At 37.5% G+C, this 13,363-nt stretch carries 23 protein-coding genes; 5 read left to right on the top strand and 18 right to left on the bottom strand.

What is annotated here, in order from left to right:
• Window positions 1–211: 211 nt before the first annotated feature.
• The 18 genes from ACFIKU_RS08895 to ACFIKU_RS08810 form a co-directional block, all read right to left on the bottom strand.
• Window positions 212–481 carry a type II toxin-antitoxin system RelE/ParE family toxin gene (locus ACFIKU_RS08895; protein ID WP_375642650.1) on the bottom strand — a complete coding sequence of 90 codons (270 nt, stop codon included), beginning with the start codon at window positions 479–481 and terminating at the stop codon, window positions 212–214.
• Window positions 465–692 carry a DUF6290 family protein gene (locus ACFIKU_RS08890; protein ID WP_375642649.1) on the bottom strand — a complete coding sequence of 76 codons (228 nt, stop codon included), beginning with the start codon at window positions 690–692 and terminating at the stop codon, window positions 465–467. The genes ACFIKU_RS08895 and ACFIKU_RS08890 overlap by 17 nt, the downstream gene beginning before the upstream one ends.
• A gap of 98 nt (window positions 693–790) precedes the next feature.
• Window positions 791–1,294, bottom strand: coding sequence for a hypothetical protein (locus tag ACFIKU_RS08885; RefSeq protein ID WP_375657296.1), 504 nt, complete (start codon window positions 1,292–1,294; stop codon window positions 791–793).
• 1 nt (window position 1,295) lies between these two features.
• A complete protein-coding gene (locus ACFIKU_RS08880) occupies window positions 1,296–1,727 on the bottom strand; it encodes a hypothetical protein (RefSeq protein WP_375657295.1) in 432 nt (143 codons plus the stop codon).
• A complete protein-coding gene (locus tag ACFIKU_RS08875) occupies window positions 1,699–2,226 on the bottom strand; it encodes a Panacea domain-containing protein (RefSeq protein WP_375657294.1) in 528 nt (175 codons plus the stop codon). Before ACFIKU_RS08875 ends, ACFIKU_RS08880 begins: the two co-directional genes overlap by 29 nt.
• Window positions 2,227–2,302: 76 nt before the next feature.
• Entirely contained in the window at window positions 2,303–2,743 is a 441-nt protein-coding gene (gene ssb, locus ACFIKU_RS08870) for a single-stranded DNA-binding protein (RefSeq protein ID WP_375657293.1), read from the bottom strand.
• Between the two features lie 975 nt (window positions 2,744–3,718).
• Entirely contained in the window at window positions 3,719–4,489 is a 771-nt protein-coding gene (locus tag ACFIKU_RS08865) for a hypothetical protein (protein ID WP_375657292.1), read from the bottom strand.
• A gap of 348 nt (window positions 4,490–4,837) precedes the next feature.
• The gene (locus tag ACFIKU_RS08860) at window positions 4,838–5,290 is read right to left on the bottom strand and encodes a hypothetical protein (protein ID WP_375657291.1); all 453 of its coding nucleotides are present in this window, start codon (window positions 5,288–5,290) and stop codon (window positions 4,838–4,840) included.
• Window positions 5,277–5,606, bottom strand: a complete 330-nt coding sequence (locus ACFIKU_RS08855) for a hypothetical protein (RefSeq protein ID WP_375657290.1) — start codon at window positions 5,604–5,606, stop codon at window positions 5,277–5,279. Before ACFIKU_RS08855 ends, ACFIKU_RS08860 begins: the two co-directional genes overlap by 14 nt.
• Before the next feature lie 198 nt (window positions 5,607–5,804).
• Window positions 5,805–6,254 carry a hypothetical protein gene (locus ACFIKU_RS08850; protein WP_375657289.1) on the bottom strand — a complete coding sequence of 150 codons (450 nt, stop codon included), beginning with the start codon at window positions 6,252–6,254 and terminating at the stop codon, window positions 5,805–5,807.
• Window positions 6,214–7,269: a DUF1376 domain-containing protein gene (locus tag ACFIKU_RS08845; protein WP_375657288.1), complete on the bottom strand. Its 1,056-nt coding sequence runs from the start codon at window positions 7,267–7,269 to the stop codon at window positions 6,214–6,216. The genes ACFIKU_RS08850 and ACFIKU_RS08845 overlap by 41 nt, the downstream gene beginning before the upstream one ends.
• Window positions 7,259–7,612 (bottom strand): DUF1376 domain-containing protein, encoded by a 354-nt coding sequence (locus ACFIKU_RS08840; RefSeq protein ID WP_375657287.1) that lies wholly within the window; start codon window positions 7,610–7,612, stop codon window positions 7,259–7,261. The genes ACFIKU_RS08845 and ACFIKU_RS08840 overlap by 11 nt, the downstream gene beginning before the upstream one ends.
• On the bottom strand, window positions 7,602–7,967 hold the full coding sequence (locus ACFIKU_RS08835; RefSeq protein ID WP_375657286.1) for a DUF1376 domain-containing protein: 366 nt from the start codon (window positions 7,965–7,967) through the stop codon (window positions 7,602–7,604). Before ACFIKU_RS08835 ends, ACFIKU_RS08840 begins: the two co-directional genes overlap by 11 nt.
• Window positions 7,954–8,430: a crossover junction endodeoxyribonuclease RuvC gene (locus ACFIKU_RS08830; protein ID WP_375657285.1), complete on the bottom strand. Its 477-nt coding sequence runs from the start codon at window positions 8,428–8,430 to the stop codon at window positions 7,954–7,956. Before ACFIKU_RS08830 ends, ACFIKU_RS08835 begins: the two co-directional genes overlap by 14 nt.
• A gap of 173 nt (window positions 8,431–8,603) precedes the next feature.
• On the bottom strand, window positions 8,604–8,828 hold the full coding sequence (locus ACFIKU_RS08825; protein ID WP_375657284.1) for a hypothetical protein: 225 nt from the start codon (window positions 8,826–8,828) through the stop codon (window positions 8,604–8,606).
• Window positions 8,829–8,838: 10 nt separating this feature from the next.
• Window positions 8,839–9,342: a hypothetical protein gene (locus ACFIKU_RS08820; RefSeq protein WP_375657283.1), complete on the bottom strand. Its 504-nt coding sequence runs from the start codon at window positions 9,340–9,342 to the stop codon at window positions 8,839–8,841.
• Window positions 9,343–9,353: 11 nt separating this feature from the next.
• On the bottom strand, window positions 9,354–9,689 hold the full coding sequence (locus ACFIKU_RS08815; RefSeq protein WP_375642637.1) for a dATP/dGTP diphosphohydrolase domain-containing protein: 336 nt from the start codon (window positions 9,687–9,689) through the stop codon (window positions 9,354–9,356).
• Window positions 9,690–10,359: 670 nt separating this feature from the next.
• On the bottom strand, window positions 10,360–10,638 hold the full coding sequence (locus ACFIKU_RS08810; protein ID WP_375642655.1) for a hypothetical protein: 279 nt from the start codon (window positions 10,636–10,638) through the stop codon (window positions 10,360–10,362).
• Window positions 10,639–10,750: 112 nt separating this feature from the next.
• Between ACFIKU_RS08810 and ACFIKU_RS08805 the strand changes: the two genes are divergently transcribed.
• From ACFIKU_RS08805 to ACFIKU_RS08785, 5 genes are all read left to right on the top strand, one after another.
• Window positions 10,751–11,080, top strand: a complete 330-nt coding sequence (locus ACFIKU_RS08805) for a helix-turn-helix domain-containing protein (protein WP_019220317.1) — start codon at window positions 10,751–10,753, stop codon at window positions 11,078–11,080.
• A gap of 224 nt (window positions 11,081–11,304) precedes the next feature.
• Window positions 11,305–11,685 carry a hypothetical protein gene (locus tag ACFIKU_RS08800; protein WP_375657282.1) on the top strand — a complete coding sequence of 127 codons (381 nt, stop codon included), beginning with the start codon at window positions 11,305–11,307 and terminating at the stop codon, window positions 11,683–11,685.
• Window positions 11,686–11,798: 113 nt separating this feature from the next.
• Window positions 11,799–12,413, top strand: a complete 615-nt coding sequence (locus tag ACFIKU_RS08795) for a hypothetical protein (protein WP_375657281.1) — start codon at window positions 11,799–11,801, stop codon at window positions 12,411–12,413.
• 3 nt (window positions 12,414–12,416) lie between these two features.
• Window positions 12,417–12,953 carry a hypothetical protein gene (locus ACFIKU_RS08790; protein ID WP_375657280.1) on the top strand — a complete coding sequence of 179 codons (537 nt, stop codon included), beginning with the start codon at window positions 12,417–12,419 and terminating at the stop codon, window positions 12,951–12,953.
• A gap of 119 nt (window positions 12,954–13,072) precedes the next feature.
• The gene (locus ACFIKU_RS08785) at window positions 13,073–13,264 is read left to right on the top strand and encodes a hypothetical protein (RefSeq protein WP_375657279.1); all 192 of its coding nucleotides are present in this window, start codon (window positions 13,073–13,075) and stop codon (window positions 13,262–13,264) included.
• Window positions 13,265–13,363 lie beyond the last annotated feature (99 nt).

Here is a 13,363-nt window from a genome sequence, read left to right as displayed (position 1 = left end):
GCCTTTGGTGGTATACGCTTTTTAATGGGTTGTGGATCCTGCTGTGTATTTTCTGACGTCATAAAATACGCCCTCCAATAATAAAAAACCCCGCATTTGCGGGGATTTCAAACTGCACTGTCTTTCGTCTAGATACAGTACGACCAAGTACAGTAATGTCATTAAATACGATTTGCTACAATTTGTCAACACAAAAAGAACATTATTTGCTTTAGCTTTTATATATATTTTTTCTATGTCCAACAGCCAAAACTAATACTACAAGCTCCTTATCATAAAGATCACAGAGTATCCTATAATCTCCTACACGATATCTCCACAAACCCGATAACTGACCTCTTAAAGGCTTTCCTACTGCACGTACATCTTCAAGAGAAGCAATCTGTTTATCTAAAAAATCAACAATTCGCCGCGCTTCTTTTTTATCGCATTTTTTTAAAAAACTGAGAGCTTTTTTTTCATATCTAATCGTCCAAGCCAAGCTCTTTCCTCACCTCTTCAGAGCTATAAAAAGTACCCTCTCCCCTTCGAATTCGCTCTCTTACTTGTGAAGCTAAATAATAATCCTCCGCTTCCTCTATTCCACGTTCAATAATCTCTCGCAGATAAAAAGACTTCGTACGCCCTGTCTTCGCAACTAAATTATTCAAACGCGTTTCAAGTTCGCTAGGCAACCGAATAGATATTGTCATAACGCAATCCTCATATTTGTATTCACTGTAATACAAATATAACGAATTGTACAGAAAAACGTTTCACATCATGCTACAAAAACTACATAAAACATTTATCATTCACTTTTTTGATCAAAATGCTTCTGAAGCGCATTAAGAGCAACGCGCAGTGAATTCACAAGGTGTGGTAGCATTTGATCTTCTATCACGAGGTTCTGTAGCGCTGCATAAAGATTATACTGTCTATAGAGGCATTGCGCTTCTTTTATTGCTTCTTGCGTATTAAAAAATTGTTCTGTTGCAAATTCTACCCACTTGTCTCTTGCTTTATCATCTGCTGATGATGGCATTTCATCATAAACAGCACTTGGTAAACCTTTTGCGCAAAGGTAATTATTTCTTATCTGTAAATACTGTTGCGCGGCATCATATTGCTCTTGAGTAAGTATACCTTGCAAGCAAAGCCGCCCGATATAGGTACCAGAAAGTGGATTTTTTGCCTCTTGTAGCGTTAAACCGAAGCGCTTTGCACGCATTTCTATTGCCAATTTATCAACGGCTTCACGTAGTGCTTTTGCACGTGAGATGCGTCCGTTTGGTTCTCTTACCTGCCCTGCTATTTTAGGGCGTCCCCTTGTTTTTGTTTTCACTTGTACCCTCAGATGCCTCTTTGATATATTGCCAAATTCTCTCTGATCTTGACCGTGTCTTTCTCTTCAAATTGTGTAGCCACACAACAAAAGCAGCTATTATAATTGCAACTGTTATCTTCGTTCCGAATTGACTACAATCCCATAGCAATTCTAAAAACAGAGATATGAGCGCACCCAATAAAATACCAATTACTGTATCAAAGTGATGCGCGTACATTGCACAATCTCTTAACGACTCTATTTCTAACTCTGTAACAGCATAATGAGTTGTTACTCTAGAACGACAATCTGCAGTAACTTTAAAAAACTGTCGCGATGATACAGACGACTTATCTTCATCTTCAACAGTATTACTAGCCCGCTGAAGTTGCTCAAGATGAATGGACGGATTCTCTTGCATCTGCAGCTTTCAAATATCCATTAATTTTTTTAGTAAAATATTCTCTAATGTCATCATCATTCAACACCACCCCCCATCGCCGTGGATCATACACTTTATCCCAAGGTGCTCCTTTTTCATGAGAGATTTCACGCAAAAGCCAAGGTTCAAAATTCTTATAAGCATTCCAAACAATCTCTAATAACTTAACTGTATATTCATCAGCTGAATCTTTAGGTATTCCAGGGACAAAAATTTCTCCTGTCTCTAAATCAACTGTTCGAGAATAGCAATCGATAAAACGCCTTCCCCAATCTTTAAACTCATGATAAAGAGCCGGAATCACGGGACCATGCTGCCATGCTTCTATACGATCAGGAAAGAGACGCTTACCTGTAGCTGCTAACATCCATCCATACGCAAGATACACCAGTTTAATGAGCTTCATAGGAGAAATTGGGATATTCTCTTCACGTCCCTTTTCAAGAAAGAAGTTAGCAATTTGCTGAACTTGGTACATATCATTCATACCCCACAAAATATACAACTTTACAGAATTGCTTTAACATGATCACTTTTCTCATTCAATAATATCCTTAAAAAGGAACACTGTCATTCATAACGGTATGGGGCGTATCAAGAGGTCTGTAAATGCTTCTGTCATAAGGAGATGACGGCTCTTGATTATCATCATTTTTGCCATGTAAAAGCTTTAACTCGCCTTTGTACTGAGGCAATATGACTTCTGTTACATAGCGATCAACACCGTTTTTATCTTGCCATTTACGGGTTTGTAGTCGCCCCTCGACATAAACTTTGCTACCTTTACTGAGATACTGAAGTGCTATTTTTGCCAAATGTGGATTAAAAACCACAATGGAATGCCATTCGGTTTTGTCTATTCTCTTATTGGTTGCCTTGTCTGTGTAGCTCTCAGACGTTGCCATTCGAAAATTGACCACCTCACCACCAGAAGGCATAGTTTTACTTTCTGGATTGGCACCTAAATGACCAATTAAAATCACTTTATTAAGCATTTGTTTTCTGTCCTTTAATGGAAAATAGTACTTAGAACAAAACAAACTCACAACTGATGATAGTATAACACATTATGGGGTGTGATTACAAACGAAATTTATTATAACCCACTGAATCTAAAGAATGAATCTCATTTTTATTTTATTTAACAGCTTGTGTTTTGATACGTTTTGTGTAATAAAGAGACGTTCGTATACTTTTGAATAAGAATACAACAGTCATGCATTGCAAAACAGAAGCCGTGTCAAGATAATTGGCACGGCTTTAATGCATTTAGCTTCAAATGGACTAGAGAAAACCAACCCCTATCATAAAAGAAAGCCCCGTTACGTAAATACATAACAAGGCTTTCACAATTTCTCAAATTTCACATAGGATATAGCACATTATGTATCAAGTTACAAGCATTAATATACAAAAACCGTGTCAAAATTAACTGACACGGCTTTGTTTTATAGCGATTTTTAAAGAGTATTCTCAACCTAAAGAACGGCGGAAATGCAACGCTAGAATAACGCTGCGGGTTAAGAATAGCATGATGTATTTTAAGATGCAATTTGAAAAAAATATACTTGCATTTATACACAAAATATGTGATTTTTTATTTGGTTTTTTTATAACTAAGTCTCCTGATCTATAATTAGTTGTGGAATATAAAAGCCGTATCAATTCATTTTGATACGGTTTTTATGTATCAAAGCTTGTGTTTTGATACGTTTTGTGCAATAAATAGATGTTCTCTTATATTTCGGTTGGTTATTTTAATCGTTTATTGGGGGCGCTAGTTGTTTTGATTTAAAAAGCCGTATCAATTCATTTTGACGCGGCTTTTTTGTATTAAGGCTTGCGTTTTTACACGTTTTGTGTGATATGTGTTTAGTGTGAAATGTATATACCTCCTGTGAATATAAAAGCCGCGTTGATTAAAACACGGCTTTCTTTTTTGCTATAAAGCAGCCCCCCCGCCCCGTTATTTACGCTGCTTTATCAACACCACAGACATCTTCAGAAAATTTCTTATTTTCTTTAAGCACAGCATTGCCATAAATTGTTGTAAATTGACAAATTTGTGCCTTGCCACTCACATGAGCATTATCGTGAATTTTTGCACAGGGACCAACACGCGCCGAGCCATAAACCTTGGCATTGTCATAAATATTGCTACCATCATAAACTATAGCTTTATCAAAAACATGTGCATTTCCATAAGCTTTTGACCACGCAGCAAGGCGTGATTTCCCATAGACATGGGCATCATTAAACACAAGCCCACTCACATACGCATTTTCATAAACACGGGCATTATCGTAAATAAGAGCCCCCTCTGTAATAACGGCATTATCACTCACAACGGCATTGCCAAAAACATAGCCGCCAATTTTTGCATTGCCATTAATGACTGCATTGTCATAAACATGTGCCTTATCACTCAAAACCCATGCCTTATCACTAATCACGGCATTACCATAAACCCTAGCCCAATTCACAACGCAGGCATTATTGCGTATTTGGGCATTTTCGGAAACGCTTGCTTGAATAACCATAGCATCATCATAAACCCAGCAATTACCATCATGAGAGAGGTTGCTTTCACTTTCAATAAAGCCCCCTAGATCCCCCGCCTTAACATCAGCAAAGTCTTTTAAAGCTTTAATGCGGTGTAAAGTCACACCGTTAACAACGCGGTTTTCATTAGTAAGTTCATATTTTGGAGATGTTTTTTGATTTTTAACTGTAGCGTTCATACTAGTAATCCTATTCAATAGAGTTTTTAATTGACAACCCTAAAAAGGCGCCGGGCGCTAAAAACACGGTGAATAGTCCGCCGCTATGCTTTTCCCTCGCGAAGGGTATTGTATGGCATAGCTACACCCGACATAATCATTATACGCTCTTAAAGCATAAAAGAAAGCCAGTCTTTTAAAGAAATGGGAGAAACCTTATCGTGGTTTACTCGCTATTCATATAGTGTTTTTAGCACTTGTCGACCTTTCTAAACGAACCTTTATTTAAAGTCAATACGTATTTTTTATTTTTTTCACTTTTTTTTCATTTTGATATTTACCTAATTGAATATCAAACGCTTTTAAATGTTACTTTTGGTTTTTAGTATAAAAATGTAGTGCGTAAATGGACATGTTTATTAAACTGCGTGTATGCAACATGAGAAAGAATGAATAAACTAAAAAAAAGTACCAAAAAACGATATCTAAATACCAAAATACACTATAACTATTTGGAAAAATTAAAACGACAAGTGCTAAACTTATTAGCTTTAAAAGTCTGTGCATATACTGTTGTAAATCACGTGTTAATATCTTCCAACCTGTTGTATCATCATCTTTATATTTTGGATTGTTCTGCAACTCAAAAGGAATATGAGAATTGCATAAAATTACAAAAATATTTGTTATTATTATCAAACCAAAAGATGCAAATATCAAAATACCTTGGATAAAGTAGGGATTTTTTTTAATTTCTAAAAAGCATAAAAATATAAAAATTATAATACCAAACAAGGCTCTTAGCTGCTTATCTGTAAACATATTTATTTCCTGCGGTTTTTGATAATTTTTTGATCTCTTTATTGATCTCATCTATAAGAGGTTCGTAATTGAGAACGCTTTTCGGAATATCACCACCGTATATCCACGCTTTCACTTGAGCCTTGGTACTGTAATCAACTTCAATAGGTATCTCATGATACTGACCACCATCGAATTCCTCATATTCCCTCATACCATCATCATATTCGTAAAGATTATAAAAATACTCAGCTACCCCCAATCCCCATGGGGCATGTCCCACCGCCGTTGCTACAAATCTTTTTTGCCCTTTCTGTTTACGTTTTTTTAAAAACATCTGGTTTAATATCCCCTTGCTTAAATCCATAACTTTACCAATGGGTTTATTTGCCTCAAAATGGACCATACAGAAGCGTTTTTAATTTCAATATGGTTTTTATCATAAAATCTTTAAATCGCTCTGTATGGTGCCTTTCTGTCAATTTAAACGCATATCTATTCTCAAAACGTTCAGCAAATTTCACTACTTTGCTGTTTATCCTTCAATGCCCTTTAAAACCTCTTCAAGTTCTTTTTGAAGCTTTTCAATGCGTTCTGATGACATCGGTGCCTTTTGATCAGTTGCCTTTATTTCAGGCTTTTCAAGGTTCTTTAGAAGACGGTTTGCACGAAAGCGAATATCACTTTCAAGATTTTCGCAGTAACGATAAAAATCTGCTGTTGAGGGCATAAAGGTTGCATTCAAGCCCTCGGCTTTGCCTTTCAAAGCGTTCTTTGTTGCCGTTTGCAATACCCAGCTGCTTATGCCTTCAAGAGCGTAAAGATACGCAAGCGCTGTCGCTTTCTCATCTGATCCCATGGGGCTCTTAAGTCCATTTGAAAGGACAAGATACGTTGTTTGAATTTCTTCTTCAGTCGCTTTCTTTTCAAGCTTTTGCAACGCATCATGGACTAATGAGGTAATTCTCTCCGCTTCTGCAATCAATGGTTTTTGCCCCGTTTTCCAAAGGAATGGTGGTTCGGTTGTCATCCTCGAATAGAAATTTGTACACACTATCTGAATTTTTGATATTGGACATGTGCTGTGCAACGCGATAACTCCATCCACGCTGCTGTTCTGTTGTTTCAGTGCTTGGCTTTCCATAGTTTTTTCCTTTCTGTAAATCTTCAATTGCCTTTCGTACCCAGTTTCTCCACGTTGCTTGCCAATCGATTTTGGTTGCATTTGCTCCAGCTTTTGAACGCCAATAATCTCGAAACTTTGCGATTTCGACTTTCACGCGCTCTGGAGGCAAGCCCTCTGCAAGTGCAAAATCGCAATCGGGTTCAAAATCCGCAGGCAATCGACAGCCTCTATCGGTTTTGACCCGTTTCGCTTTCTTAGGAACGTTCTCTTGCTCGTGAATGATTGGTTGGTTGATTTGCTCTGATTGGCTTTCAACATCACACTCGATTGGCTCGTCAACCAAATCGGTTGTTTCTAAATCTTCAAAATCAATTTCTTTTTTTAATAAAACGTTAGTTTTATTTTTTTTATTATATATGTTTGTATTGTTTGTTATGGCATCACAAGCATCATGCTTAGCATCATGCTTAATATCATTAGCATTATCACAAGCATCATGCTTAATATCACAAGCATCTTTTGTATTTTTATCCCATCTTGCCTTCGCTGCCTTCTGCGCTCTCTCTGAAAACTTATTCAAATTCTCATTAGAGTTGTTGAGTTCCTCTTCAACCTGTAAACTCCATAAACGACCGTCTTCTAAACGTATCAGTTTCTCATCACTCAATAAAAAATCTAGCGCTTTATTAAAAGCTTTTACTGAACAACCAGAAATGCGTGCTAATATAGAGGCATTTTCAAGAATTGGCTGTCTCTTCTTATACATAAGCAATGTCAACATCATATAAGTCGATATTTGATGCGACGTCATTCCACTAGCATCAGATACCCAATCAGAAGGAAAACAACGAACCCAAGCTAACTTAGTTGACATACTTCACCTCCCTTTCTTTATTATTATTGCAAGTGAAATTATCTAGCTCTTCTTCACGGAGGTTATTGAGTTCTTCCTCAACATCTAAATTCCACAAGCGACCATCTGCTAAACGAATGAGATATCCTTCTTCAAGCAAAACATTCAGTGCCGCTTCAAACTTCTTCACTGAATAACCAGTGTAATGAGATAAAACTTTAATATTATAAAAAAGAGGTTCACCAGTATGTAACATACGTAACCGTAATCGCATATAGATATTGCCCTCTACAGCAGGCAAATATGCAAGATCAAGTAGCCAATTGTCTGCAAAAAGCCTCGTCCATGGTAATTTAGTTGACATGTATTGCCTCCCCTTTGTGCTTATGCCACCTTGCTATCGCTGCTTTCGAAGCTCTCTCTGAAAATTTGTTATCATCATATTCAAAGGCTGTTGATCCATACCATAAGCTGCCATTCTCTAATTGTGTGATATGACCCGTGCTTATTAAAGCTTTTAATGCCTTTTGAAATGTTCTTACTGAACAACCGCACCAACCTGATAAATAAGACACATTATTTATAAGAGGCGCTTTCTTGTCTTTCATAAGCAACACTAATGTTGTGTAAACACCTTTCTCTGTTGCTTGCAAACCCATAAGCTCTTTTAAAAACTGATTGGAATAAAATCTTACGCAAGGAACTCTAATAATAGACATGAATGTCCTCCCTTTCTTTAACTAAATATAAAATTGCTAAAGCATCTGCTTCGTTATCATCTTTCGGATTGTGCCCTTTTGCACGCACCGCCTTAATCATCTCTTCTTTCGACGCATTCCCCTTGCCTGTCGTCGCTTTCTTAATCGTACTTACTGCTATCCCCTCATACGGTATCTGATGCTGTTCACACCACGCCGTTAACGTTGCTAACAAACCTCCGTAAACATGCGCTGCATCTGTACCTTTATGACGCCTCACCTCTTCAAAATACACCGCGTCAATTTGACCTGCTGTCTGCTTTATTTCTGATAGCCATTGCTTAAAGCGCAAATAACGCATTCCACCGCCTTCAAAACGGCGTGATTGAAAATTCACGGTACCACTGAATATGTCACCACTTGCACCACGTATCGCCCACCCCGTTTTGGTACCTAGATCAAAACAAAGAATCGTGTTATTCACCGCGCCACTCCATACAAAACGTGTTTTATAGGATTGTTTTTTTCCAAAAATGAAGGAAAAAAGGGTGTAAGAAGTATGCAAATAGATAAAGATGTGATTGATATTATTTCATTAATAGTACCAACTTTCATCATAATTGAACACACTTCATCAAATCACCCAGAAAGAGTGGTTCAAACTAAGTTTTGGCCAGAATTTTTTCTATCTTTTGAAGAAGAGAACATGCTAGGATAAGATAATCTTTGGATTTCCTCTTCTTGCCTCCATATTTTTTCATTTTTCTTCATTATTTCCTTTTTAACTATTTGTAATTCTTTATAAAATAGATAAAGTTGAATAGCTAATTGAATATTTACCGCTATAGATACTATTAAACCAGTATACGATCCTGCATTCATCTCTATCTCCTTACTTGCCCTTCTTCTTACTCTTCTTATTCTTATGAGACGGCGCTTTTACTGCTTCATCACGCTGTTTAAGCTCTTGTGTTAGTCTTTGAATTTCCGTATCACGTGATTGAACATCTGCTTTTAGTGTCATTACAACTTCACTTACATTTCTGAACGCCTTTTCATGCTCTTCAGTCTGTTGCTTAAATTTTTTTATTAGCTTGTCACGTTCTTTAATTTCCTCGTCACGTTCTTCCATTTCCTCGTAACGCTCTTTAATCTCTTGCTTCAGTGCTTCAATTAGCTTGTCACGTTCTTTAAGATCCGCATCACATTCATCAATTGTCTGCTTGGTTTCCTTTAAATACCTAAACTCATTCCCTCTCATTTCTTTCTTAAGATTATTAACCTGCTCTTTAAGTGCTTTAACTTGGTCGCGATAATGCAATGCAATACGAAACATCACTCCGCTTAAGAGCAAAACTGAAACCACTGCTATCCATAAAATCTCATTCCAACTCATCTTTATCTCCTTTAATTTTTATGAGGGCGGTTATCATGACCAATCTGTTGTGCTTCGCATTCCATTAAAAAAAGAATGCAACAAGCCGCATGTGCCAAGTGTGATAAATCACTCTCAGCATCCTTATGTTCTCCACCAAACCATGCTAATAAATGACGCAAAGCAGCACCGTGAAACCGGCTCCAATCCATGCCATTACGCCAGTTGTTTGCTCCGTATTTCTTTGCTCCAAACTCTAAAACACGACCGATTTCCATCAGTGCTAAAGGCGGTATAAGCTCTACCCGTGACTTGCCATCATCATTCTTATGCGCTTCATTTGCGTTCTGTGAAACGTGTTTACGCATGTAAACTTCTTCATTATCGCGAAAATCTTCATAGTCACAAACATCTGCATTGCCATAAATCTTAGCTTGCTCTCTAATTTTTGCATGCCCGTGAACTAACGCATTGTCATAAACTTTAGATTGATTGAAAACATGTGCATGTTCATATACCTTGGCATTCCCGTACACACGTGCTTTTGTATAAATTTCAGCATTCCCAAAAATGCGAGAATTCCCATAAACTTCTGCTTGACCTCTAACAAAAGCATTCTCATAAATTTGTGCTTCACCGTAAACGCGAGAATGATAAACCTTGCTATTACCGTAAATCTTTGCATGATCATAAATATACGCATCACCGAAAACATCTGCATCACCGTAAACTTCTGCATGCCCAAAAACACGTGCCATGCCACCAACACGGGCATCTCCAAAAACACGAGCATTACCAAAAACATATCCACGGCTAAAGGAATTATCCAAATCATCTACCCAACAATCCCCTTCATGTGATAGGTTACCTTCATGTTCTATAAAACCACCAAAATCACCTTTTTTAACGTTTCCAAAGTCTCTCAGTGCCCGTATGCGACGAAGCATTACAATACCATGTGAATTATTCTCATCAGGATAAAGCGTTACTCCTTGGCGTGTGAACTCATATTTCTTTTCTACAGCCATCTTCATCTCCTTAATGCTGCAAAGTCTCACCCGCGCTATCAACGCTGGAACTTTTGCAAATTTTCGTAATTGGGGGGTGTTGCTCTTGCATTAATCTCTGCAAACGCTCGGGATAAAAAAAATCTTCTGGACGTAAATCTATCCCATGCTCACGGGCGTAATCTAAAATTTTTTGCTGGTGTTTTGCTGGTATGTCACGCCATCTATAAACAGATGACACATCTCTTTGCACTATGGTTGCTACAGTTTTGAAACCACCTAAATATTTTATAATTAATCTCGAAGGCATATGTAATCTCCATAACAGCGCAATAAATAATTGCACTTTTTACATATGTCAACAAAAAATGCACCTTTCACATTTTTGCATTTTACGTATTTTTAGGGATAATATTTAAATTATGAGTAGCAATATTGAAAAAAGTATCCAACAATGGCTAGAAAAAAAATTAGACGAGCGCGGACATGGTGCTCAAATAGAACTAGCCGCCTACTTGGGAATCCATCAATCCACTATAAGCAGAATGATTAATCCTTACAAAAATGGAAAGTCAAGAAGCATAAGTATTGGGGAATTAGTTAAAATAGCTGAGTTTTTTAACGAGCCCCCCCCCAATTTCTTCAATGATGTTGATCAAGAATTTATGAATTTTTATCGTGATCTTTCTGAAGAAAACAAGAAGTCTGTGATTTTATATATTGAGTTTTTAAGGCAATCAAAAGATAAGTAATAGTTTCCTTTTCTTTCTGAGAAAACCCTTTTAAAAGATTAGAATCTTGTTCCACTATTTGCATTTTGTATCTCCATAAATTGTGGATAGTGCACTTAAAAAAAAAACATACCTAACATAAATTTGCACTTTTTACATTTTTATGTTGACACTTGCACTTTTTACATATATTCACTCCATATCTTAGAAAATAACTTTTGCCAATAGGCTCTATGGAGGCATTTGTGAAAAAACCAGTGTTTATAAATTCTGATGAAATTCTCTTAGTGATGTGCGAAAATGAAGAGCAAAATCTCGCTAAATATGGAACTTTCTTCGAAGAAATGGACATTATCAAATTTATCGACCAAGCCGATAATGCTGTCCAAATCTTGCGTATCGAACCAACGACTAATCGGTGCGAAGATATCTCTGAAGATGTTGCCGAATTCTATCTTAAAGAATATGAAGAGCAGTGTTTCAACGGAAACATTCCTCACGACTTTGTTACGCATAGTTCAGCATACAGTTTTTTTTTAGATGATATAAAACAGCGCGAATATGACGATGCAATGTATGGTTCTTACGAAAAACAACACCGTTTGCGTCCTTGTGATGTGCTTTAAAATCTAAAGGCGTTTGTAAAAGACGCCTCCTTTTCAAAAAATTCACCACACAATGCAATGCCGTTCTTTTGCAAGAACGACAAAGGCAGAGTCTAACTTAAAGGAGTAAAACCATGGAAAAAAAATACGAACTGACAGATGAAACAATTGAGTTTGATGGAAAAACCCTTCACCGTATTCGCGCGTTGAGAGACTTTGGAAACGTCAAGCAAGGTGATTTAGGAGGCTATATCGAGAAAGAAGACAACCTAAGTCATGAAGGTGATTGTTGGGTAGGTAATGATGCAAAAGTCTATAATTATGCCAAGATTTTTGGTGATGCCCATGTTTATGAAAACGCTCGTGTGGATAGTCATGCAAGAGTTTATGACAAAGCCAAGGTTTTTGGTGATGCTTATATTCACCACATTGCTGATATTTACGAAAATGCATGTGTTTTTGGTAGTGCATCTGTTACCGGAGAAACTAATATTTTTGGCAATGCGCAGATTTTTGGACATGCTCGTGTTTTTGCCAGTGCACAAATCTACGAGAATGCACAAGTTTCCGGTGGTGCATTTATTAGTGGAAAAGCTAAAATTTATGGGAATGCTAAAATTTATGACAGTCCATTGATTTCCATCAGAGCAAAAGTTGGGGGAAATGCCAAAATCTATGGTTATGCATTTATTCATGGAAACGCAGAGATCATCAATGATGAAATCATCACAACGGGCGAGAGGCAATAAACCATGGAAAAAAAATACGAACTGACAGATGAAACAATTGAAGTTGATGGCAAAACCCTTCACCGTATTCGCGCGTTGAGAGACTTTGGTGGTATTAAAGCAGGCGACCTAGGCGGTTTTATAGAGCATGAAGGCAACTTATCCCATGAGGGCAATTGTTGGATTTGGTATAAGGCTTGTGTTTTTGGAGATGCACGTGTTTATGGCAATGCACTTGTTTTCGATGAAGCAAAAGTTTCCGATAATGCACATGTTTACGAGAGCGCACACGTTTTCGATGAAGCGCGCGTTTACGGTCGTGCAGAAATTTATGGAGAAGCAAAAGTTTACGGTGATGCAGAAGTTTACGGTAGGGCAGAGGTTTACGATTGTGCCCGCGTTTTCGATAAAGCACGTGTTTACGGTAAGGCAGAGGTTTACAGTTGTGCACGCGTTTACGATGAAGCAAAAGTTTCCGAAAATGCACATGTTTACGGTTATGCATACGTTTCCGATAAGGCAGAAGTTTATGGCAATGCAAAATTAAAGACGGACATGTAGGCGATAGTGCAAGGATTTATGGTGATGCTAAAATTTATGATCATGCAGAAGTTTACGGTAATGCATGCGTTTCCCATAATGCAGAGGTTTACGGTTATGCCAAGGTTTTTGATGATGCCTTGGTTTTTGGCAATGCACATGTTCATGGGCGTGCAAAAGTTTACGATGATGCCCGCGTTTACGATGAAGCACGTGTTTACGATAAGGCAGAAATTTACGGAGAAACAAAAGTTTACGGTGATGCAAAAGTTTACCGTAGCGCACACGTTGATGACTATAACGCCATATCAACTGGAGAAAAGACCAGATGAAAAAATATGAAATTACTGACGAAACAATCGAAGTTGATGGCAAAACTCTCCACCGCATTCGTGCATTGAGAGATTTGGGGGACGTCAAGCAAGGTGATC

This window comes from Bartonella sp. CM120XJJH (genome assembly GCF_042194715.1).
Lineage (GTDB): Bacteria > Pseudomonadota > Alphaproteobacteria > Rhizobiales > Rhizobiaceae > Bartonella.
The sequence above is the reverse complement of the archived record's forward strand: the minus strand, read 5'-3'. Positions and strand labels throughout refer to the sequence as shown.